The following is a 21378-nucleotide window of genomic DNA, read 5'->3' on the forward strand; positions in this document are numbered from 1 at the left end:
GTTTTGCCGTGGTCAACGTGGCCGATGGTGCCGATGTTGACGTGTGGTTTGGTACGTTCGAACTTTTCCTTAGCCATAATCTAGGCGCCCTTTTAGTAGGAGGATCGACAACCGACCCGGATCATTATCGCGCGCGACATATTGCCTTTGCGCACAGAAATCAAGCAGATCGTAATTGAAACTTTGATGACAGTTGTTTGACCGGTGCTTAGCTGGGGGCTGCGGGGTCTTCTTCAACGTTCTCTACGCGTTCATCGAACCAGCCACTTTCCAGATGTTGCTCAGCTATCCACTCTTCGACAGCATCAACGATGTTCAGAGAGAGACCCGCAATCTGTTCTTCTTTGGTACGGCTGTGTCCCGATCCTAGGAGTGCACTTTCACCGGTGGTACTTTCGAAGATCTCCATCTGGTGCTTCTTGGCCAAGTATTCCTGCCCCGCAACATCATAAACAAAAACGTTCACCACCGCGACACTCTTGGGAGACAAGACAATGGGAACCCCAGCAGGAGCCAACATGAAACCTTCTAGAGTGATCGCTACATCGTATTCCTGCGTGCCCTCGTAGCGCCGCAACCGCGTATCAAGAGCATTCTGCAAATCAGCATTCCAATCAGATCCTTCCGCGTTGCGTGACAGTGGCCACTGTAATGCCTTGTCGGTATAGATATAGCCGACACGCATTTTGAACGCGCCCAGATCCTCCTGCGCCTCATCCATTAAGGTTTCACCACAGGCTGTCAGCAGCGAAAGGGACGCCAGAAAAGCAATAAGTCGGATCATAATTGGGTCTCTTTTCAGAAAAAGTTCTGACCAGATAGACTGCTACTATGTGTCTGGTAAAGCATAAGAGGCATCTCCCCCAGCACAGGTGGCACTGGGGTCACAGGTTTCAGCCTGATTTCAGTCGAATTTGTACGACCGCGGAAAGCCATAAGGCGGACGCTTGCCTACTCCGGCACGTTTCCCCAGCCACTGGCTAAGGTCCTGCTCATGACGAGTTTTACCCCCACCCATTTCCCAGGTCAGGCCGCTGTCCCAATTAAACGTGGTGACATCACTCAACCCACCGTCCAACTCCAGAGACCCCTGTTTGCCGCGCGCCATATTGTACTTTTGCAGGCGCACGCCTTTGCCACGGTTCAAATCAGGCATTTCTTCAACAGAGAACACCAAGAATTTTCCGTTTTCGGACACCACGGCAACGTGATCACCGATCACCGGCACACAGATCTTGGCGCGATCATCACCTTTGACATTCAGCACCTGTTTGCCACTGCGCGTCTGGGCCACAATTTCTTTTTCGGCACAGATGAAGCCATTGCCGACAGACGAGGCAACCAGCAGCTTGCCCTCGGGCTGGTGAATGAACAGCTCAACAAGTTCAACTTCGTTGGGCAGGTCAACAATTAGTCGCAGCGGTTCCCCCATGCCCCGCCCACCTGGCAGGTTGGCGGCACTGATCGTGTAGAAACGGCCATTGCTGCCAAAGGCCAGTAACCGGTCGGTGGTTTCAGCATGAAAGACGAACCGCGGGCCATCACCGTCTTTGAATTTGAGTTCACGATTCAGATCGATATGGCCGGTCATTGCCCGGATCCAGCCCATTTGACTGCACACCACCGTTATAGGTTCACGGTCGATCATTGCCTCTAGCGGGACTTCTTCAACCTCGCCAGCTTCGGCAAACATCGTGCGGCGGGCGCCACCTTCATAATTTTTCCCGAACTGTTTCTTGGTCTCTTTCAGTTGCGCAGAAATACGAGACCACTGCAGCTCTTCTGACCCCAGCAATTCTACCAGTTCAGCGCGTTCTTCACGTAGTGCATCGCGTTCGCGAACCAATTCGATCTCTTCCAAGCGACGCAACGAACGCAACCGCATGTTCAAAATTGCCTCGGCCTGCACCTCGGTCAGCTCCCCCTTACCGTACACTGGCGAGACATATTCTGCTTCGGTCAGCGCACGCGGGTGATCCAGGTCCCAATTTTCGCGCATCAGCGCTGCTTTGGGATCATCATCATAACGGATGATTTCGATGACCCGATCAAGATTGAGGAAGGCGATGATAAAGCCTGCCAAGACCTCCAACCGGTGATCGATCTTGTCCATTCGGTGTCGTGACCGACGTTGCAACACATCACGCCGATGATCCAAAAAGGCGCGCAGCACCTCTTTCATAGAACAAACCTTGGGGGTGACCCCATCGATCAACACGTTCATGTTGAGTGAGAACCGCACCTCAAGATCTGAGCTGCGGTACATCATGTTCATCAGCACTTCGGGATCGACGTTCTTGGACCGCGGTTCCAGCACCACCCGGATGTCTTCGGCTGATTCGTCGCGGATATCGCCAAGAATCGGCACTTTCTTGGTTTGGATAAGCTCAGCGATTTTTTCGATCAGCTTGGATTTCTGCACCTGATACGGGATCTCGGTGACCACGATCTGCCATTGACCACGCCCCAGATCCTCAACTTCGTATTTACAGCGCAACCGGAACGACCCACGGCCAGTGCGATAGGCCTGGGCAATATTTTCTGGTGGCTCGACGATGATACCGCCAGTTGGAAAATCCGGCCCAGGCACATGGTTCAGCAGGGTGTCGTCGCGCGCATCCGGAGTTTTAATCAGGTGCAGGCAGGCGTCGATCAGTTCGGCAATGTTATGCGGCGGGATATTGGTCGCCATGCCCACAGCAATGCCTGACGATCCGTTGGCAAGAATATTAGGGAAAGTTGCCGGCAAAACAGCCGGTTCGGTCAGTCGACCATCATAGTTATCGCGAAAATCCACCGCATTTTCAGATAGACCTTCCAACATCGCCTCGGCGATAAAGGTCATCCGTGCCTCGGTGTAACGCGATGCGGCCGGGTTATCGCCGTCGATATTGCCAAAGTTACCTTGGCCATCAACCAGCGGATAGCGGACATTGAAGTCCTGCGCCAAACGCGCCATCGCGTCATAGATCGCCGCATCCCCATGCGGGTGGAAATCCCCCATGGTATCGCCTGAAATCTTGGCAGACTTCAGGAACCCGCCGGATGAGGTCAACCGGAGTCGACTCATCGCATAGAGGATTCGTCGATGCACAGGCTTTAGCCCGTCGCGCGCATCCGGCAACGCACGGTGCATGATAGTGCTTAGCGCATAGGTCAGATAGCGCTCGCCAATCGCTCGGCGCAGCGGTTCCAGGATCTCGCCCCCTTCAGGAGAGGACGGCACATCGGTGTGGTCTACCAAATCGGTCATACATTGGTGATACTTGCCCGACCCAAGTTGGTAAAGCGGCTGGCGTGAAATTCCTGCTTTATCGGACCTTTGTGGATCAACTGGCAACAATTGGGGGAGAAACACGCAGTATCTCCCCTATTTTCTTACCGCTGATCTGCACTAGTATTAGAACCCTGACATTCTGCAGTCAGAGCTTTGTACATAGCATTCATTTAGCAATTTTCTCATGTCCACAATTGTCGGGGGATGGCGCCATGTCGCGCTTTGTAATGGTATCGTTTTTGTTCATGGGTTGGTCGTTCTACGAGTTGAGCGGTGGCCGCGACTTTGTGCCGCCAATAAAGCCAGAACCCATCGAGGTTGCTAAGATCGAGCCCGTTGCCAAACCTCAGGTGACGGCAGCTTCTCTGGTCACAACACCCGTGCGTCGCCCTGTGCTGCAAACTCGCACAAATCGCGAAGCCCGCACCTTTCCCGATCGCCCTACTGCGAACCCCAACTTACGATCCGAGGTCGCCCTGGCTCAAATTGCGGCTGTTGGCGACGCGTTTAAGATAGAGCTGGGTACCAACGGACTTCAGCCTACGACTCCCGGTTTGCAACTGGCGTCGCTTGATGGTGGGTTGATGCCGCTAACCTCCGACGAGGTTGAGCCAACCGCTTTTATCCCACTTGAGCCTCCCGTTGAAACCACGGAAGATCTGCGCATTGTAACTGCAACACGTGTCAATATGCGGGACGGGCCTGGCACCGTTTACCCCGTCGTCACGCAACTCAACCGCAACGCATCTGTAGCGGTCATCGATGATAACGGCACTGGCTGGTTAAAGCTGCGCGTCGTCGACAGCGAACAAGTCGGATGGATTGCAGCTTCCTTGATCAGCAAGTAGCGTCCATAAACGGGGCAAAACAAGGACCCCGGCGACTTTGAGCAGCGAGACATGACGCAAAAAACCATTCTGATTACTGGCTGTTCCTCTGGGATTGGCCTGGATGCCGCACGTGGCATGCGGGATCGCGGCTGGACCGTATTTGCATCCTGCCGCCAACAGCGTGACTGCGACCGAATGCGAGCCGAAGGCTTTGACAGCCCTTTGATCGATTATACCCAGCCAGAAACCATCACAGCTGGCTTACAAAACGTTCTGACCTCCACTGGTGGCACACTGGACGCGCTGTTTAACAACGGAGCGCACGGTTTGCCCGGCGCGGTTGAAGATCTGCCAACGGACGGTCTGAGGGCCATTTTCGAGGCCAACTTCTTTGGTTGGCACGAATTGACCCGACAAGTGATTCCCGTGATGCGGCAACAAGGACACGGCCGTATCGTGCAAAACTCGTCGATTCTGGGGCTTGTCGCGTTTCCTTGGCGAGGCGCCTATGTCGCAACCAAATACGCCATTGAAGGTATGGCCGACACCCTGCGGCTTGAGCTGCGTGACAGCGGCATCAAAGTGGTATTGATCGAGCCCGGCCCGGTGACTTCAAAAATTCGGGTGAATTCCATCCCACATTTTGAGCGCTTTGTTGATTGGAAAAATTCAGCTCTGCGTACGCAATACGAAAGCAGCCTGTTAAAGCGCCTGTATCACAGCGATGGGCCCGACACCTTTGAATTGCCTGCTTCCGCCGTGACGGCAAAACTGATTCATGCCTGCGAATCGCGCCGCCCGCGCCCGCGGTATTACGTCACAACTCCAACTCATATTGGCGGCTTTCTAAGACGTATCCTCACCACCCGTGCCACCGATCGCATTCTGGCGCGGCTGCGCTAAAAAACCCGGTCGCTTTCCATCTACACGCAGGCTAGACCAAGATTAGGAGATTAACGGACTACGAGGGTATAATGGCTGATCCACTCTTTTATCTGGTTGTTGCAGCAATCATTTCGGTCGTTTTGGTGTTAATCATCGGAATTGCCGGATACGGCAAAGGTGGCGAGTTCAACGCCAAGTACAGCAACAAGATGATGCGACTGCGCATTCTGCTTCAGTTCATTGCGGTGCTTTTGATCCTTGCCTATGCCTATTTGAAAGGCCAGGGAGGCCAATAACCATGGTGGTTCTGAACAAGATTTACACCCGCACTGGCGACAAAGGGGATACAGCGCTTGGCAACGGAGAGCGCGTCGCCAAACATGCCGCCCGCGTAAACGCCTATGGTACATCAGACGAGCTGAACGCATTTGTCGGGGTTGCACGTTTGCAGGCCGACAATGAAATGGATGCCGCTTTGATGCGCATCCAGAATGATCTGTTCGATCTGGGTGCTGATTTATGTCGCCCGGAAATGGACCAGGATGCCAAAGCAGAGTACCCGCCACTTCGCATGGTGACCGCACAGATTGACCGGTTAGAATCCGAAATCGATGCGATGAACAAGGACCTGAGTCCCTTGCGCAGCTTTGTGCTGCCCGGTGGGTCCGCCCTCTCTGCACATCTCCATGTCTGTCGCACAGTGGCAAGACGTGCCGAACGTCTGGCCACCGACTTGGCCAGCAGTGAAGAGATCAACCCAGCTGCAGTGAAGTATCTGAACCGTTTATCCGATTGGTTTTTTGTTGCTGCGCGCGTGGCAAACGACAACGGAGCAGACGATGTGCTGTGGGTTCCAGGAGCGAACCGGTAGCCAGAGACCGCCGATCAAAGATTTCCGATGCGCAACATTCTTGCAAAGATGTTGATCCAAACCACCAAACGCGACGTCGGTGATAGAAAACGTGACGATTTTGCCCTGTTATGCTGGCAATACAGCCGGTATCAACACCGCATAAGCATGAAGGGGAGTCGCCCGCCGACTTGCCGTTTGTTAAGGAGAGACGCCAAATGAAGGTACTTGTGCCTGTCAAACGCGTGATTGATTACAACGTGAAGGTTCGTGTGAAAGCGGACGGAAGCGGTGTCGATCTCGCCAATGTTAAAATGTCGATGAACCCATTTGACGAGATTGCCGTCGAAGAGGCCATCCGCCTAAAAGAGGCTGGGAAGGCAGACGAGATTATTGCGGTCTCGATCGGTGTTAAACAGGCTCAGGAGACCCTGCGCACTGCACTAGCCATGGGTGCAGATCGCGCCATTCTGGTTGTTGCTGCAGACGACGTGCAAACCGACATCGAGCCTCTGGCCGTTGCCAAGATCCTGGCTAAAGTGGTCCAGGAAGAGCAGCCCGGACTGGTTTTGGCCGGTAAGCAGGCGATCGACAACGACATGAACGCCACTGGTCAGATGCTGTCGGCTCTGCTGGGCTGGTCGCAGGGTACTTTTGCCTCTGAGCTGGACATCGACGGTGATAGCGCTGTTGTGACCCGCGAAGTAGACGGCGGCTTGCAGACCATCAAAGTTGCGATGCCCGCCATTGTCACCGTTGACCTGCGCCTGAACGAGCCGCGTTACGCGAGCCTTCCAAACATCATGAAGGCCAAGAAAAAGCCGCTAGATGCCAAAACCGCCGAAGATTACGGCGTTGATGTCACCCCGCGTCTGGAAATTGTTTCGACCACCGAACCAGACGCCCGCGCCGCTGGTATCATCGTAGGTTCGGTTGACGAACTGGTTGAGAAACTCAAAGAAGCGGGGGCTGTGTAATGGCTGTTCTTCTCCTTGCTGAAGTGACCGACGGCGCGTTGGCGCTGGATGCCACCGCCAAAGCTGTGACCGCAGCCGGTTCACTCGGTGATATTACCGTGCTCTGCGCCGGTGCTGCCGCCGCTGCTGCTGGCGACGAAGCTGCAAAAATCGCTGGTGTGGCCAAAGTTCTGGTTGCCGAAGATGCATCTCTGGGCCACCGCCTGGCGGAACCCACTGCGGCGCTGATCGCCGGTTTGGCTGGCGACTACGAGCACATCGTTGCTCCGGCCACGACTGATGCCAAAAACGTGCTGCCGCGCGTCGCGGCCCTGCTGGATGTGATGGTGCTGTCGGATGTTTCAGGTGTTGTCGATGGCAACACATTCGAGCGCCCGATCTATGCGGGCAACGCCATTCAGACCGTCAAATCATCTGATGCCAAAAAGGTTATTTCCTTCCGGACATCAACCTTTGACGCAGCTGGCGATGGCGGTTCTGCCTCGGTTGAAACCATTGGTGCCGCTGAAAACCCTGGCCTGTCCGAATGGGTTGAAGACAAGGTTGCCGCAAGCGACCGCCCCGAGCTGACCTCGGCTGGTGTGGTTGTATCCGGTGGTCGTGGTGTTGGGTCAGAGGATGACTTCAAACTGATCGAAGCTCTGGCCGACAAGCTAGGCGCCGCGGTTGGTGCCTCGCGTGCTGCGGTTGATTCTGGTTATGCACCAAATGACTGGCAAGTGGGTCAGACAGGTAAGGTGGTCGCACCGGACCTCTATGTCGCAGTTGGCATCTCGGGTGCGATCCAGCACCTGGCCGGCATGAAAGACTCCAAGATCATCGTCGCCATCAACAAAGACGAAGAAGCACCTATTTTCCAGGTCGCTGATTTTGGTCTGGTGGCTGACCTGTTCCAGGCGGTTCCGGAATTGACTGAAAAACTGGGCTAACTGCCCCAAAGGTGCGTGCCAGCACGCACCCTACCTACAAAAGCAATGGCCCGCTGATTGAACAGCGGGCCATTGTTGTTTTGGTCAATGTTTTGGCCGCATTATTCCGCCGTCAAAACCCGGCGCAGCCCATCGGACGCGGCATTGGCGATGCGCATATGCTCCATCGGGCCAATCATATGCCCCGCTGTCGGAAGATCCATTTGGCCAAGCACCATTCCATCGATATCATCAGCCCCACCCGCGGTTTGAACCGGTACTTCAATCACGGCCTTTACCATTGAGCGCAGCGCATCAACCATTGGGCGGTCAACCAACGCCGGTTCTTGTCCCAACGCAACGCCGCCATCAACACCCTGCCCTAGGTCATAGCGCAACCAGAGTAGTACAACGCGGCCTTCCAGCGTTTCAATCATACTGCTCATCCGCTTAACCCACGCAGTCTGTAATTCTGCGCGTACCGCCTCAAAACGCTCAGCCGAACAGGCTTCCAATCCTGTCAACAAGTGTTTGTTGAAATGGTAGTCGGTAAAATCCACCTCGCTGTACAGCTTGCTTAGCGTTTCGCTCGCCTGCAGAAACCGGTCATTGCGTCTGGGGTGGACCCTGTACAACCTGTTAGAAAGGTTTTGCGCCCCCAAGACCTGCAACACAGTTATGTCCGCGTCACGCGCCAACGACATCAGCGCCTCGTCCTGCACGAAACTATCAAGACCTGCGTTCACGCTGCCCAGATTAACACAGGTTTGCCCTAGCGTATTTTCCAGCTGGGCAACAAAAGGTTGTTTAACATATCGGCCATAAACTTCGGTTCCACCCATAAACGCCAAATATGGCGAATCCAGATCCCGACGCGGCCCTCTTACCAATAATTTCGACGTGCCATAGCGGCACGGCTCATCCAAAAGCGCCATTGCGCCTGTCTGTTCGTAGCTCATACTACCCACCAAATTTTCACCCGTGGATCACTTTGAACCGAGTCCCTTTCCAAAAAGCTAATGTGAAAATTTGCTTAAATTCGGTGCGATCTGACTTGTAACCGGCACGGCCCCATCGGTATGGTCTGGCCGCAGGCAACCCGAAAGGCCAAAGCCATGATCATTCAAAAAATCGGCATCATCGGTGCAGGACAGATGGGCAATGGAATTGCGCATGTGATGGCTCTGGCTGGCTATGATGTTGTGCTAAACGATGTTAGCCAAGAAGCCCTGGACAGCGCGATTGTTGCGATCGAAAAGAACCTGACACGTCAGGTGAGCAAGGAAAAAATAACCTCCGATGCAATGAGCACAGCAATGGCTCGGATCACATCTACGCTAACGCTGGCCGATGTTGGCAAGACCGATTTGGTAATCGAAGCGGCCACCGAGCGTGAAGCGGTCAAGCAAGCAATTTTTGACGAATTGCTACCACATCTGCAGCCGCATACGATCTTGACCTCAAATACTTCGTCGATTTCGATCACCCGGCTTGCGTCTCGGACTGACCGGCCCGAACGGTTTATGGGCTTTCACTTCATGAACCCGGTTCCAGTGATGCAGCTTGTAGAGCTGATTCGCGGTATCGCCACCGATCAGGACACTTATGCCGCCTGTCATGCTGTAGTTGAACGGCTTGGCAAAACCGCCGCAAGTGCCGAAGATTTCCCTGCCTTCATCGTCAATCGCATTTTAATGCCGATGATTAACGAGGCGGTCTATACCCTCTACGAAGGCGTTGGTTCGGTCCAGTCAATTGATCTGTCCATGAAGCTTGGCGCCAATCATCCGATGGGACCACTGGAGCTGGCTGACTTTATTGGCCTGGACACCTGCCTGGCAATTATGAACGTTTTGCACGACGGGCTGGCAGATACCAAGTACCGCCCCTGTCCGCTGCTTACAAAATATGTTGAGGCCGGCTGGCTTGGGCGCAAGACCCAGCGTGGGTTTTATGACTACCGCGGCGAGACACCCGTCCCCACCCGCTAGGCTTTTAGAACTCAATTCAAAAACTACTCTGGAGCTGCAACGCTCTAGAGTTTCGCTGCACAGAGATCTAGCAACCTACACGTTGTCTTGACCCAAATCACGATCAAGACAACTTCAGTCTTTATCACCCAAAGACAAGGTATGCTGCCGTAACCATGCCATAAAGCCGCGAGGATCGCTGCTTAGGCGCTCCATTTGCTCGTCGCTTAGCAGCTCACCGACCACGGGGGCCTGCGGTTTGTGGCAGGATCGAACAATCTCATGCAGCAAGAGCCCTTGACGCAGTATTGCCGAAATTCTGTTGGCAATCTGATAGGCACGGGAATTGCTGCCGGGAAAAAATATAGGAACAACGCGCGCGCCTGATCGGCGGATCAGCTGAGCAGTGAACACATTCCACTCAGCTTCTTGCGCGGGACCAAACCAGCTCTCGGATGACATCACCACGCCAGAGGGAAACAACGCCACGACGCCGCCCTCTTTCAAATGTGCCATCGCTTTTGCGCGCATTTCGACCATCTTGCTCTGCACATCCGGGTCATGTGGAAACGGGACTGGAATCATGAATGAGGTCGCGGCTTCATCCAGCCCGGTCAAAACCGAACGGGTCAGGATGCGATAGTCTTGGCGTACCCGCCCAACCAGATCAGCAAAAATCATTCCATCGACCATGCCGTGCGGATGATTGGCAACTACCACCACAGGACCATCCGTTGGAATGTTGCGCAGCTGTTCTGCAGGGGTCTCTAACTCAATCCCCATAATGTTCAGTGCACCGCGCCAGAATTTCTGCCCACGAAACTCTGCGTTTTGTTTCTCAAACTTTTTGACCATACGGAGTATGGTCAATTTGCCAGTCAGCCATTCGATGCATCGGATTGCCAGCGACGTCCAGCGGTCATCAAAGGAGTTGGCATAGGTCAATGCGCGACGGTCATAGACCTCGCCGACCTGTTGCTCCGCTTCCGTAGTGCGGTCGCTGTCCCTATCCTGAGCGGTGTCCGCCACTATCGTATTCCTGTTCATCTATAACTCGGCCTGGGCCTCAGAAACCTTCGCCAAACTTGTCAGCCACCAAAGTCTCCAGGGCATGTGCCAATGCATCGCTGTCTGGCCCTGAAGTCTCGACGTCAATAGTCGTTCCTTTTGAGGCTGCCAACATCAAAAGCCCCATGATGCTGTCACCAGAAGCTGACAATCCATCACGCGACACCTCAGCACTGGCATCGAACCCTTCAACCACTTCAACCAGTCTGGCCGAAGCGCGGGCATGCAGCCCTTTTTCGTTCACAATTTTAAGTGTTTTTTGCGTCATCTAAATCGATTGCTCCCCTTCGGGGCTGATGTTTTGCGAATTAATATACTTTTTGCCAGCTTCCATTGCCTGGCGCACGGCATCCGCTACGGGCAAATGCCGGGATTTCGCAAGCTTAATCAGCAACGGCAAATTTGCGCCGTACAGAATCCTACGATTGTTCGGGGCACAGGCCCGCAAGCTAAGGTTCGAGGGCGAACCGCCAAACAAGTCAGTGACCACGACCACTCCAGCGCCGCTGTCCACCGTATTTGCCGCCGTACAGATCTCTTGCTGTTTGGCATCCCGATCATCATCGGGACCTATGGAAATAGCTTTCAAAGACGGTTGTTCACCGACAACATGCTCCACAGCGGCCAGGTACTCCCTAGCCAACCCGCCATGCGCAACTATCACAATCCCGATCAATCCGGCCTCTCCGTTCTACTGCTGGCCTTGCAGCTCGCGATGTCTAATTGACACCTGCTGGCCATCTTCTGCAAGGGCTTTGGCCAGTGTTTCTGCCAAAGTCACTGATCGATGTTGTCCTCCGGTACAACCAAAGGCAATCGACAGGTGGGATTTGCCTTCTTCGCGATACGCAGGCAACAACATTCTTGTCAGCCCCAGCACCCGATCGAAGAATTCACCATACCGCGGATCATTCATCACATGTGCCTGCACAGCCGAATCGCGCCCATTCAGACTGCGTAGTTTCTCCTGCCAATAGGGGTTCGTCAGGAATCGGCAATCAAATACCATATCGACACTGTGTGGGATGCCCCGTTTGTATGAAAAACTTTGCACCGAGAGCGCAAGCGACCGTCCGCCAGGGGCAAACCAATGTTCGATCTCAGCCTTCAACTGATGCACATTTAGATCTGAAGTATCGAGCAACAAGTCCGCTCGCTCGCGGATTGGCCGCATCAGGTCGAGCTCCCGTTTCACACCGATCTCGGGCGTTTCAGCGGGAGCGAGAGGGTGGCGACGTCGGGTTTCGGAATACCGACGCAACAGCACTTCCGGCCGTGCATCCAAATACAAAACAGTGAGTTGCGCGTGTTGATACCCTTCCAACACAGCGATCAGATCCAACAGCGCTTCAGTTGAAAAATCTCGATTCCGACTATCCAACCCCAGTGCAATTGGCGACTTTATTTCTTCACTGATCACAAGACGCGGCAATAACCTCAGCGGTAGATTGTCAATTGCCTCAAAGCCCAGATCCTCAAGCACATTGATAGCACTGGACCGCCCTGCACCGGATGGGCCTGTCACCAATACCAATGGCATCAAAGTTTCATTATGTTCCTGCATCTGGATTCCGCCGTCCACGCTTGAGATATTGTAGCAGAGCCGGTGCCATATGCGCAGCATCAAACCTGCGCAACAATGTCACTTCCTGACCTAGGATTTCGGTATTGAGAGAGACAGGCAATCGATCTTTCTCAACCCTGTCCATATCAATCACCGCGCAAACAACAGACCGCTGACAATACTCAGCTTGCAAAAGCCCCAGTCCGCGCGCCTCTATCAATCCGACAAGCACAGAGGGCGCCCGAGCAACGAGCTTTTCATCTTCCACCGACAGCAACACTTTATCATCCGCAACCAGAGTTGCACCCAACGCCATCAGCTCCAACGAAAGTGTCGATTTTCCGCTGCCAGATCCACCGCGAATCAGCAAGCCACGGCCATTCAGCGTGACACAGGACGCATGCAGGCACAGATCTTGTCCGTCGCCCACATTCACATCCTAGACCGGCAATCCAACAACAAACCGAGCACCCAGGGGTTCCGACGTGAGGTCCATTTCAGTTGGGCGAATATTTTCGGCCCAGACCACGCCGCCATGGGCTTCGACAATTTGTTTGGAAATCGCCAAGCCAAGACCTGAGTTATTGCCGAAATGTTCTTCTGGTCGTTGGGAGTAGAACCGCTTGAAAATCTTGCTAAGCGCCTGATCCGGGATGCCCGGACCAGTGTCTTCAACTACGACAAGCACACGATTTGCCCGCCGTCGTGCCCAGACCCGAATTGCATCCCCTTCGTCACAAAAGGAAATCGCATTGGTGATCAGGTTGACAAACACCTGCGCCAACCGTGCTTCTAGCCCGGTGATCATGATCGGGCCTTCGGCCAGATCGGTAATATAGTCGATACCTTTGCCGCGCGCATCTTCACCCAAGTATTGGTTCAGATTGCCCAGCATAACCAGCAGGTCAAAGTACTCTTCTTCTTCCTTCACCAGCTCGGCATCCAGTCGAGAGGCATTGGAAATATCACTGACCAGCCGATCCAAACGCCGCACGTCATGTTCGATCACTTCCAGTAGTTTTTCGCGTTGATCGTCACGCTTGACAATCCGCATTGTGCCAACCGCCGATTGCAAGCTGGCAAGGGGGTTCTTGATTTCATGCGCAACATCGGCTGCAAACTGCTCGTTGCTGTCGATGCGGCTATATAGGGCTTTGACCATGCCGCGAAGGGCACGGCTAAGGCGACCGATTTCATCCGGGCGGGCAGACAGATCCGGAATACGGATGCGACCCGGCTGGACTTTGCGAGAATCACGGTCACGGCCAAGCTCGGCGGCTTCAGCCAGATCGGCTAGTGGGTTGGCTATGGTTGACGCCAGCACCAGCGACAGGCCAACGGAAACCAGCAATGCAACAACAAACATCTGAAAAACACGCTCTCGCTCGTTGCGAACAAAAGCATCGATTTCGCCAGTCGGGGACGCCACTGCAACCACCCCAATCGGCTGACCCTGCCGCAAAATGGGCGTCACAGCCGTGAATACTGTGCCACCGGCAGTATCAACAATGGATTCGATTTTGGTCCCATCTGACAAAGTGCGGGGAACCATGCTGCTCAGCTGATTTACCAGGGTGTCATGTTCGGCCGCAGGACCAGACGGCAAAATACGCTCCAAGACGGACCACAGCGCCAACAGCCCGTCACTGATCAATGTCGTTCCTGTTTGACCGCCAATCAAGTGATCTTCCAGCGCTTCGTTGACCGAGTCACCCTTGGTTTGGCCAATCAAATTTTCAGCAGCATCAAAAACATAGACTTCAACCCCAGAGCGCAGGCTTAACCCTGCCAGAGTATTGTCCGTATCAATGCCATCGCCTGCGGACAGGCTTTCGGTATCACTCGCCGAGAGTTGAGCCTCAAACACATCAGCGATCAAACGGGCTTCACCAACTAGGGCACCGGCACGTTGCAAAACCAGGCTTTGACGTGAAGAATCCAGGTAGAGAACACCCAATACCAGGATGAACAGCGCAACCAGATTAAAGGTAATAATTTTGCGCGTAAGCGGTGATCCCTTTAAGGAAAACAGCCTACGGCGGGCCCGCTTGGCCTGCATTTCCTGCGCAACAGTGTGTTCCGGAGCGACCCAATCGTCGCCCAGAACAACATCACCATCGTGCTGGTTCTGTGTCATACCCGTGTCGCGCATTAGCGCCCTTCCACCAAGACCATAAGAGGTCGCTTAGTCTTCGTTATACCGGTATCCGATACCATACAGCGTCTCAATTGCCGAAAAATCTGCATCAGCACTTCGCATCTTTTTGCGCAACCGTTTGATATGGCTATCAATAGTCCGATCGTCCACATAGACTTGGTCATCATAGGCGACATCCATCAGCTGGTCACGACTTTTGACGAACCCGGGACGTTGCGCCAGAGCCTGCAGCAACAAAAATTCGGTTACAGTCAGCGAAACATCCTTGCCCTTCCAGCTGACCGAGTGGCGCAATGGGTCCATGCGCAGTTCGCCACGCTCCATCACCTTGGTCTCAGCTACAGGAGTGTCGCCTTCGGCATCCCCTTTGATCGCCTCTTGGCGCCGCAACAGCGCACGAATGCGCTCGACCAGCAAGCGTTGCGAGAATGGCTTTTTGACGTAATCGTCAGCTCCCATTCGCAGGCCAAGAACCTCGTCGATTTCATCGTCCTTGGAGGTGAGGAAGATTACAGGCATCTGTGATTTTTGCCGCAGCCGCTGTAGCAGATCCATACCGTCCATACGGGGCATTTTGATATCCAACACCGCCATATCCGGCAGTTTCTTATTGAACGCGTCTAGCGCGGCCTGTCCATCGTTGTATGTTTCAACCTCAAAACCTTCGGCTTCGAGGGTCATCGAGACGGAAGTCAGGATATTCCTGTCATCGTCAACCAATGCAATCTTTGACATCTGTGTGCCCCTAATCTGCTCTGAACTGCCTGTTTTTTTGCCCTATTCATCGCTGTTCTGCCTGTCCGAATCAATCCCCATTAACGAATCGAGGCAATCTTGCGTCTTAATTGAGACAAAAATATCTTAGGATCCTCTGAACAACGCCCAGCCACCTGCCTAAAAAGCAATGGTTGCGTAAACATTGGCTTGATGGCGCTAACTGCGCCAAACCGTCCTGTTCACGCCCCAAACCAACATGTTAAGGACACGGCCATCGGCCCTTAGCCGTTTCCATTGCCCCACGGCACGATGCGTTCTCCAGTGACGCCCGCGCCGCCATAGGAGAAAGAACATATGACATTAGGACGGGTTAACCCGCAATTCCGCCTCGAAGATCAGGGCATCGAGGGTCTGGGACATGTCTATTACAACTTCATGGAGCCTGCATTGGTCGAGGCTGCGCTAAAGCGCGGCGAAGGCACCCTGGGCAAAGGTGGCGCCTTTTTGGTCACCACAGGTAAGTTTACCGGTCGCTCGCCCAAGGATAAGCATGTGGTGAAAACCGCAAGTGTCGAAGACACCATTTGGTGGGACAACAACGCCGCAATGTCGCCCGAAGGCTTTGACGCGCTATATGCCGACATGCTGGAACACATGAAGGGTCGCGACTATTTCGTACAGGATCTGGTTGGTGGCGCAGACCCAGCCCATTCGATCAATGTCCGCATGGTGACCGAGTTGGCCTGGCACAACCTGTTTATCCGCCATCTACTGCGTCGCCCCGACCGCGAAGACCTGAATGAATTTGTGTCGGACTTCACCGTTATCAACTGCCCAAGTTTTCAGGCGGACCCGGCCAAACACAACTGTCGCAGTGAAACTGTGATTGCGATGAATTTCGATCGCAAGTTGATCCTGATCGGCGGCACCGAATATGCTGGAGAAAACAAAAAGTCCGTTTTCACCCTGCTGAACTACCTGCTGCCCGAAAAAGGCATCATGCCGATGCACTGCTCGGCCAACCACGCCACTGGCAACCCGGTTGATTCCGCCGTGTTCTTTGGCCTGTCCGGCACCGGCAAGACCACCCTGTCAGCAGATCCAGAACGCACCCTGATCGGGGATGACGAACACGGCTGGTCCGACAACGGCACCTTCAACTTCGAAGGGGGCTGCTATGCCAAGACCATCAGCCTGAACCCTGAAGCTGAGCCCGAAATCTACGCCACCACGTCCAAGTTTGGCACCGTGATTGAAAACATGGTGTTCGACGAGGAAACCAAGGAACTGGATTTTGAGGACGACAGCCTGACAGCCAACATGCGCTGCGCGTACCCGTTGGAGTATATCGCCAACGCGTCGAAAACCGCGATGGGCGGTCACCCCAAGAATATCATCATGCTAACCTGTGATGCCTTTGGTGTTCTGCCCCCGATTGCCCGTCTGACACCAGCGCAGGCCATGTATCACTTTCTGTCCGGCTTTACCTCCAAGGTGGCTGGCACCGAACGCGGAGTGACCGAGCCAGAGCCGACATTCTCTACCTGCTTTGGTGCCCCCTTCATGCCGCGCCGCCCCGAAGCCTATGGCAACCTGCTGCGCGAAAAGATCGCCCAGCATGGCGCTACATGCTGGCTGGTCAACACCGGCTGGACTGGCGGCGCTTATGGCATCGGTTCGCGTATGCCAATCCGCGCTACCCGCGCCCTGCTGAGCGCTGCGCTGGACGGATCACTGGCTGAGGTGGAATTCCGCAAGGACAGCAACTTTGGTTTTGACGTCCCTGTCTCTGTACCCGGTGTGGCCGAGGTTCTGCTGGACCCGCGCCGGACCTGGGACGATCAGGCGGCCTATGACACGCAGGCCGCCAAGCTGGTACAAATGTTCTCGGACAATTTCACCCAGTACCTGCCCTACATCGACGACGACGTAAAAGCTGCCGCAATCAGCTGATATCGCTGAAGCACGTCAAAAGGCCCCGGAAATCCGGGGCCTTTTGCGTTTCGGGACCAGTATCTATTCTGGCATCAAGTCTCCGCTACCGCCCAGCTCAGCAGGAAAATCGCGCATCTTGGGCAATCCGTCTTTGATGGGTAAAACCGTTTCAGCATAATTTACATGTACGCCCGGCTCAAACTTTTGCGTTGGTATCGTCGCCGCATAGACGTCAACCAAGCCAAAGCCCTTGTGACCGGTCATCACATGCCCCCCGCATAGACGGCAGAACTGGCGTTGACTGCTTTCTGTTTTCTCAAATGTGGTCAGGTGTTGTTCCCCGTGGGTCACAGCGACAGCATCTGGCTTCCACAAAGTAAACGCATTAACCGGACCTGCAGACCACGACCGGCACGACGCACAGTGACAATACCCCATTGCTTCGGGGTCTCCCGTTACTTCAATCGCAACGGCGCCACAAAAACATTGTCCCTTTTGAACTTTATCCATTTCTCTCCCCCAGAGCACAGAACCTTTTACAATCCACTCTGGCCGCGGCATCCACGGCCAAGATGAAAACACATGGGAAGGTCTATTAACTAGGGTTTATGCCAACTGGTTCCAGTTTGTTGTCTGGTTCGACATGGATCGTTGCGTGAATTCCAGAAATCTCCGCCTGTAGCGCTGCCTCGATCCGATCGCAGATCTCATGTGATGCCGCTACAGTCATCGCGCCGGACACCACCATGTGGAACTCCACAAACAGCGCCTGCCCCGCACGTCGGGTGCGAATGTCATGGATCTGAAGCGCACCATTGGCCGCCCTGTGTATGACCTTTTCGATTTGCAACTGCTCGCCTGGTTCAGCGGCTGAATCCATTAACCCACCCACGGATGAGCTAATGACGATGACGCCCTCTCTCAGTATATTCAGTGCCACAATAATTGCCAGAACGGGATCCAAAACGGCCCAACCGGTCAGCAAGGCCACAATCAGCCCGCCAAGCACCCCAACCGAGGTCCAGACATCACTCATAAGATGGCGGCCGCTTGCCGCCAGCGCTGGAGAATGATGTCTGCCTGCCCAGACAATCAAAACCCTCGCCCAGCCCAGATTGATCAGCATCGCGGCGCCATTCACCAAAAGGCCGAGCGGACCAAGATCACTTAGGTCCGGCGCCCACAGGACTTCCAGCGCCTGATGGACGATCAACAGCGCGGCTACCACAATCATGATACCCTCTGCCACAGCAGAAAAATACTCGGCCTTGTGATGCCCATAGGGGTGGCCACTGTCGGCCGGCAACTGGGCGTACCACACCGCAACCAATGCCAGAGCAGCACCGCCGACATTGACCAGCGATTCCAGTGCGTCCGAATACAGGGCCACAGACCCGGTCACCCACCAGGCCAAGAGTTTGAGCCCCAGCACCAACAGCGAGACGGCAATTGAACCAATTGCCAAACGTTCAGCTGAAACCGATTTCAACATCCCGAAAGCTTCATCCAAACACTCCGCGCCGTACCAGGTTCAACCCTGCGACGGCCAGTACAACCAGCGTCGCCTTGCGGAAAGTTGCCTGATCAATGCTGTCATGCCAACGCACGCCTACCCACATGCCCAACATCGCCGGAGGTAACAACGCCAACGACAGCGGCAGGGTTTCCGCACGCAAAACGCCGGATCCAGTATGCGCCACGAGCAAGGCCACTGCACCCAGACCATAGATCACACCCTGAACCCGAATGTGTTCCCCCTTGGGCGTATCCAATGCTGTCAGGTAGGCCACAGTCGGCGGCCCCCAAACGCCGGACAACCCACCGATAAAACCGGCAAATGCGCCCACCGCTGCCTCGATTCTAGTTGATGGCTTTTGCAAGTGAAACCGAAACCCAGATAGTTGCAGGAAAGCAAAAACCGTAATGGGCACCCCCAGAACCAACAGCAGAACCTGTGCTGGCAACAGCCGGACCAACTGCGCACTGGACACCAGAAACACCAGCCCAACCAGCAAGAACACCTGAAACCGCTGAACCGAGTGCCATGCAGCAATCCAGCCCTGACGGAGTGCCTGAATTCCATTGCTAGCGACTGTCGCAAGGATCAGCCCTGCCAGCGCCAGTTCAGGGCTAAGGAACATACTAAGCCCTGAGATCAAGATCATCGGCATACCAAAGCCAACCATGCCCTTGATCACGCCTGCAAGCAAAGCAACACCAACGGCGGCAACCAGTTGAAGGGGGGAAATCAGCAGAAATAATGTCTCCATAGACTTCCTCTATCACATCTGGAAAAAGCCGCATCCTCAAATTTGAAACGCAATATTACTCCAAAATGCCGCAGTGCAGCGCATTTTTGTTGCGCTGCAACTGCAAAGTAATTACCACCAACGACAACACCCAATTTGCGTTTGATCGCCCAGTACGGACAGGACCTGCACATGACCTCGACCCTTATTTCCGACCTGCTTACGCAAACCGCCGCGGCACTTCCCCCTGTTGAAAAAGTGTTCGAAGCCGCCCGGATCGCAGTACGCAACATGGTCAGCGAAAACGGGCGTGTGTCCGGGCGGTTGATCGAAGAGAACCAGACCGCAGCGCATGGATTGTCCTGGCTAGCGACCTATCACCAGAGCCTGCAGCAAATGCAAAAATGGGCAGAGAGGCTTCAGGGCGAAGGTAAATTTGGCGAAGTCGAACAACTGCTCCACCAAATCGCCTTTGGTGAATACCTCTGGCAGATCTACGGCGGCATTCAGATGAATCAGGGCGAAGTGGTGCGCCTGCAGGATATGGGGCTGAGCCAAGACGACATGCGTGCGTTGATGGAGCCCGCGATCATGACGCTAACGCAGGGTGGCAACACCCAAGCAGCCCGGACCCGGCTCGTCGAGCTGATGCAGGAACAGGCTGCCAACCTGACAACTGGTGCCACCGGTCTCGACGACGAATTGGAAATGATCCGCGAGCAGTTCCGCCGCTTTGCCAGCGAACGGGTCGAGCCACATGCCCATGATTGGCACCTCAAGGATGAACTGATCCCGATGGAAATCATCGAAGAGCTGGCCGAGATGGGCGTCTTTGGTTTGACCATCCCAGAAGAATACGGCGGGCTTGGCCTGTCTAAAGCATCAATGGTGGTGGTCTCCGAAGAACTCTCGCGCGGCTATATCGGTGTTGGCAGTCTTGGCACCCGTAGCGAAATCGCGGCTGAGCTGATCATTTGCGGCGGCACCGACGAGCAAAAAGCCAATTGGCTGCCTAAGATCTCAAGCGGAGAAATCCTGCCCACGGCTGTGTTCACTGAACCAAACACTGGGTCTGACCTAGGATCGTTGCGCACCCGCGCAATCAAGGGTGAGGCTGGGGACTATACCATTACCGGCAACAAGACATGGATCACCCATGCCGCCCGCACCCATGTGATGACCCTGCTGGCCCGTACAAACCCGGACAGCACTGACCACCGCGGACTTTCGATGTTCTTGGCGGAAAAGACCCCAGGATCCGAAGAGACCCCCTTCCCAACCGAAGGCATGACCGGTGGCGAAATTGAGGTCTTGGGCTATCGCGGCATGAAGGAATACGAACTGGGCTTTGACGGGTTTCAGGTCAAAGGTGAAAACCTGCTGGGTGGCGAAGAAGGCAAAGGCTTTAAACAGCTGATGGAAACCTTTGAATCCGCCCGCATCCAGACTGCTGCCCGTGCCATCGGTGTGGCCCAATCGGCGCTGGATATCAGCATGCAATATGCTGTGGACCGCAAACAGTTTGGTAAGTCATTGATCAACTTCCCCCGCGTATCCGGAAAACTGGCGATGATGGCCGTTGAAATCATGGTCGCCCGCCAGTTGACCTATTTTTCTGCTTGGGAAAAGGACCACGGCCATCGTTGTGATCTAGAGGCAGGCATGGCCAAATTACTTGGTGCCCGCGTTGCATGGGCCGCCGCTGACAACGGCTTGCAGATCCACGGCGGCAACGGGTTTGCGCTGGAATACAAAATTTCTCGGGTGCTCTGTGACGCCCGAATTCTCAACATCTTTGAAGGGGCCGCCGAAATTCAGGCACAGGTTATCGCGCGCCGTCTTCTCGCCTAGCTCCCAAGACACTCCCCGGGGATCTCCCCAATCTGCCCGGCCTTTGCGCCGGGCGTTTTTTTGTTGCCTCATAATTTTCTGGCCAGGAAAGAGACTGTTTCTACTCAAACCTGTTCTCACAACGCCTCATTCCCGCTAA

The 21378-nt window shown here is 54.5% G+C and carries 22 protein-coding genes; 9 read left to right on the forward strand and 13 right to left on the reverse strand.

The features are described 5' to 3' along the window. Positions 1-208: 208 nt before the first annotated feature. Both GO984_RS17655 and parC read right to left on the reverse strand, forming a co-directional pair. Positions 209-784 (reverse strand): hypothetical protein, encoded by a 576-nt coding sequence (locus GO984_RS17655; RefSeq protein ID WP_157023936.1) that lies wholly within the window; start codon positions 782-784, stop codon positions 209-211. A 120-nt stretch (positions 785-904) separates the two neighbouring features. Next, entirely contained in the window at positions 905-3253 is a 2349-nt protein-coding gene (parC, locus tag GO984_RS17660) for a DNA topoisomerase IV subunit A (protein ID WP_157023937.1), read from the reverse strand. 236 nt (positions 3254-3489) lie between these two features. Here parC and GO984_RS17665 point away from each other — a divergent pair, with 236 nt between their 5' ends. The 6 genes from GO984_RS17665 to GO984_RS17690 all read left to right on the forward strand — a co-directional run bounded on the left by GO984_RS17665 (position 3490) and on the right by GO984_RS17690 (position 7748). Further along, the gene (locus tag GO984_RS17665; RefSeq protein ID WP_157023938.1) at positions 3490-4125 is read left to right on the forward strand and encodes an SH3 domain-containing protein; all 636 of its coding nucleotides are present in this window, start codon (positions 3490-3492) and stop codon (positions 4123-4125) included. A 51-nt stretch (positions 4126-4176) separates the two neighbouring features. Continuing rightward, on the forward strand, positions 4177-5010 hold the full coding sequence (locus tag GO984_RS17670; protein WP_157023939.1) for an SDR family NAD(P)-dependent oxidoreductase: 834 nt from the start codon (positions 4177-4179) through the stop codon (positions 5008-5010). A 71-nt stretch (positions 5011-5081) separates the two neighbouring features. After that, complete coding sequence (locus GO984_RS17675; RefSeq protein WP_138163895.1) at positions 5082-5288, forward strand: twin transmembrane helix small protein; 207 nt, start codon at positions 5082-5084, stop codon at positions 5286-5288. Between the two features lie 2 nt (positions 5289-5290). Continuing rightward, positions 5291-5863, forward strand: coding sequence for a cob(I)yrinic acid a,c-diamide adenosyltransferase (locus GO984_RS17680; RefSeq protein WP_157023940.1), 573 nt, complete (start codon positions 5291-5293; stop codon positions 5861-5863). A gap of 197 nt (positions 5864-6060) precedes the next feature. Next, positions 6061-6819, forward strand: a complete 759-nt coding sequence (locus GO984_RS17685) for an electron transfer flavoprotein subunit beta/FixA family protein (RefSeq protein ID WP_157023941.1) — start codon at positions 6061-6063, stop codon at positions 6817-6819. Then, on the forward strand, positions 6819-7748 hold the full coding sequence (locus GO984_RS17690; protein WP_138163892.1) for an electron transfer flavoprotein subunit alpha/FixB family protein: 930 nt from the start codon (positions 6819-6821) through the stop codon (positions 7746-7748). The genes GO984_RS17685 and GO984_RS17690 overlap by 1 nt, the downstream gene beginning before the upstream one ends. Positions 7749-7849: 101 nt before the next feature. Here the strand turns inward: GO984_RS17690 and GO984_RS17695 are convergent, their stop codons facing one another. After that, positions 7850-8686: a DUF6473 family protein gene (locus GO984_RS17695; protein ID WP_157023942.1), complete on the reverse strand. Its 837-nt coding sequence runs from the start codon at positions 8684-8686 to the stop codon at positions 7850-7852. 156 nt (positions 8687-8842) lie between these two features. Here GO984_RS17695 and GO984_RS17700 point away from each other — a divergent pair, with 156 nt between their 5' ends. Continuing rightward, positions 8843-9718, forward strand: a complete 876-nt coding sequence (locus GO984_RS17700) for a 3-hydroxybutyryl-CoA dehydrogenase (protein ID WP_157023943.1) — start codon at positions 8843-8845, stop codon at positions 9716-9718. Between the two features lie 114 nt (positions 9719-9832). Here GO984_RS17700 and GO984_RS17705 read toward each other — a convergent pair whose 3' ends face one another. Genes GO984_RS17705 through GO984_RS17735 form a run of 7 tightly spaced genes read right to left on the reverse strand, consistent with a single transcriptional unit; the run spans position 9833 to position 15222 of the window. Then, positions 9833-10744, reverse strand: a complete 912-nt coding sequence (locus GO984_RS17705; RefSeq protein WP_157023944.1) for a lysophospholipid acyltransferase family protein — start codon at positions 10742-10744, stop codon at positions 9833-9835. Between the two features lie 19 nt (positions 10745-10763). Continuing rightward, a complete protein-coding gene (locus GO984_RS17710) occupies positions 10764-11033 on the reverse strand; it encodes an HPr family phosphocarrier protein (protein ID WP_138163888.1) in 270 nt (89 codons plus the stop codon). Continuing rightward, positions 11034-11441, reverse strand: a complete 408-nt coding sequence (locus tag GO984_RS17715) for a PTS sugar transporter subunit IIA (protein WP_138163887.1) — start codon at positions 11439-11441, stop codon at positions 11034-11036. 15 nt (positions 11442-11456) lie between these two features. Continuing rightward, complete coding sequence (rapZ, locus tag GO984_RS17720; RefSeq protein WP_425339661.1) at positions 11457-12305, reverse strand: RNase adapter RapZ; 849 nt, start codon at positions 12303-12305, stop codon at positions 11457-11459. A 10-nt stretch (positions 12306-12315) separates the two neighbouring features. Next, positions 12316-12759: an HPr kinase/phosphatase C-terminal domain-containing protein gene (locus tag GO984_RS17725; RefSeq protein WP_167740402.1), complete on the reverse strand. Its 444-nt coding sequence runs from the start codon at positions 12757-12759 to the stop codon at positions 12316-12318. Positions 12760-12768: 9 nt separating this feature from the next. After that, positions 12769-14481: a sensor histidine kinase gene (locus GO984_RS17730; protein ID WP_157023946.1), complete on the reverse strand. Its 1713-nt coding sequence runs from the start codon at positions 14479-14481 to the stop codon at positions 12769-12771. A gap of 33 nt (positions 14482-14514) precedes the next feature. Beyond that, positions 14515-15222 (reverse strand): response regulator transcription factor, encoded by a 708-nt coding sequence (locus tag GO984_RS17735; protein ID WP_138163883.1) that lies wholly within the window; start codon positions 15220-15222, stop codon positions 14515-14517. Between the two features lie 336 nt (positions 15223-15558). On the opposite strand from GO984_RS17735, the gene GO984_RS17740 reads away from it, so the two are divergent. After that, positions 15559-17157: a phosphoenolpyruvate carboxykinase gene (locus tag GO984_RS17740; protein ID WP_138163882.1), complete on the forward strand. Its 1599-nt coding sequence runs from the start codon at positions 15559-15561 to the stop codon at positions 17155-17157. 63 nt (positions 17158-17220) lie between these two features. On the opposite strand, the gene GO984_RS17745 is transcribed toward GO984_RS17740, so the two are convergent. From GO984_RS17745 to GO984_RS17755, 3 genes are all read right to left on the reverse strand, one after another. Next, positions 17221-17649, reverse strand: a complete 429-nt coding sequence (locus GO984_RS17745) for a GFA family protein (protein WP_157023947.1) — start codon at positions 17647-17649, stop codon at positions 17221-17223. 85 nt (positions 17650-17734) lie between these two features. Further along, a complete protein-coding gene (locus GO984_RS17750; RefSeq protein WP_157024048.1) occupies positions 17735-18631 on the reverse strand; it encodes a cation diffusion facilitator family transporter in 897 nt (298 codons plus the stop codon). Positions 18632-18641: 10 nt separating this feature from the next. Then, positions 18642-19409, reverse strand: coding sequence for a sulfite exporter TauE/SafE family protein (locus tag GO984_RS17755; protein ID WP_157023948.1), 768 nt, complete (start codon positions 19407-19409; stop codon positions 18642-18644). 144 nt (positions 19410-19553) lie between these two features. Here GO984_RS17755 and GO984_RS17760 point away from each other — a divergent pair, with 144 nt between their 5' ends. Beyond that, positions 19554-21239, forward strand: coding sequence for an acyl-CoA dehydrogenase family protein (locus tag GO984_RS17760; protein WP_167740411.1), 1686 nt, complete (start codon positions 19554-19556; stop codon positions 21237-21239). Positions 21240-21378 lie beyond the last annotated feature (139 nt).

The sequence above is a fragment of the Parasedimentitalea huanghaiensis genome, from assembly GCF_009753675.1.
Taxonomy (GTDB): domain Bacteria; phylum Pseudomonadota; class Alphaproteobacteria; order Rhodobacterales; family Rhodobacteraceae; genus Parasedimentitalea; species Parasedimentitalea huanghaiensis.

Excerpts from the sequence above, each read along its gene's own strand:
- GO984_RS17655 (WP_157023936.1), bottom strand. The coding sequence starts at position 784 with ATGATCCGACTTATTGCTTTTCTGGCGTCCCTTTCGCTGCTGACAGCC.
- parC (WP_157023937.1), bottom strand. The coding sequence starts at position 3,253 with ATGACCGATTTGGTAGACCACACCGATGTGCCGTCCTCTCCTGAAGGG.
- GO984_RS17665 (WP_157023938.1), top strand. The coding sequence starts at position 3,490 with ATGTCGCGCTTTGTAATGGTATCGTTTTTGTTCATGGGTTGGTCGTTC.
- GO984_RS17670 (WP_157023939.1), top strand. The coding sequence starts at position 4,177 with ATGACGCAAAAAACCATTCTGATTACTGGCTGTTCCTCTGGGATTGGC.
- GO984_RS17675 (WP_138163895.1), top strand. The coding sequence starts at position 5,082 with ATGGCTGATCCACTCTTTTATCTGGTTGTTGCAGCAATCATTTCGGTC.
- GO984_RS17680 (WP_157023940.1), top strand. The coding sequence starts at position 5,291 with ATGGTGGTTCTGAACAAGATTTACACCCGCACTGGCGACAAAGGGGAT.
- GO984_RS17685 (WP_157023941.1), top strand. The coding sequence starts at position 6,061 with ATGAAGGTACTTGTGCCTGTCAAACGCGTGATTGATTACAACGTGAAG.
- GO984_RS17690 (WP_138163892.1), top strand. The coding sequence starts at position 6,819 with ATGGCTGTTCTTCTCCTTGCTGAAGTGACCGACGGCGCGTTGGCGCTG.
- GO984_RS17695 (WP_157023942.1), bottom strand. The coding sequence starts at position 8,686 with ATGAGCTACGAACAGACAGGCGCAATGGCGCTTTTGGATGAGCCGTGC.
- GO984_RS17700 (WP_157023943.1), top strand. The coding sequence starts at position 8,843 with ATGATCATTCAAAAAATCGGCATCATCGGTGCAGGACAGATGGGCAAT.
- GO984_RS17705 (WP_157023944.1), bottom strand. The coding sequence starts at position 10,744 with ATGAACAGGAATACGATAGTGGCGGACACCGCTCAGGATAGGGACAGC.
- GO984_RS17710 (WP_138163888.1), bottom strand. The coding sequence starts at position 11,033 with ATGACGCAAAAAACACTTAAAATTGTGAACGAAAAAGGGCTGCATGCC.
- rapZ (WP_425339661.1), bottom strand. The coding sequence starts at position 12,305 with ATGCCATTGGTATTGGTGACAGGCCCATCCGGTGCAGGGCGGTCCAGT.
- GO984_RS17730 (WP_157023946.1), bottom strand. The coding sequence starts at position 14,481 with ATGCGCGACACGGGTATGACACAGAACCAGCACGATGGTGATGTTGTT.
- GO984_RS17735 (WP_138163883.1), bottom strand. The coding sequence starts at position 15,222 with ATGTCAAAGATTGCATTGGTTGACGATGACAGGAATATCCTGACTTCC.
- GO984_RS17740 (WP_138163882.1), top strand. The coding sequence starts at position 15,559 with ATGACATTAGGACGGGTTAACCCGCAATTCCGCCTCGAAGATCAGGGC.
- GO984_RS17745 (WP_157023947.1), bottom strand. The coding sequence starts at position 17,649 with ATGGATAAAGTTCAAAAGGGACAATGTTTTTGTGGCGCCGTTGCGATT.
- GO984_RS17750 (WP_157024048.1), bottom strand. The coding sequence starts at position 18,631 with ATGTTGAAATCGGTTTCAGCTGAACGTTTGGCAATTGGTTCAATTGCC.
- GO984_RS17755 (WP_157023948.1), bottom strand. The coding sequence starts at position 19,409 with ATGGAGACATTATTTCTGCTGATTTCCCCCCTTCAACTGGTTGCCGCC.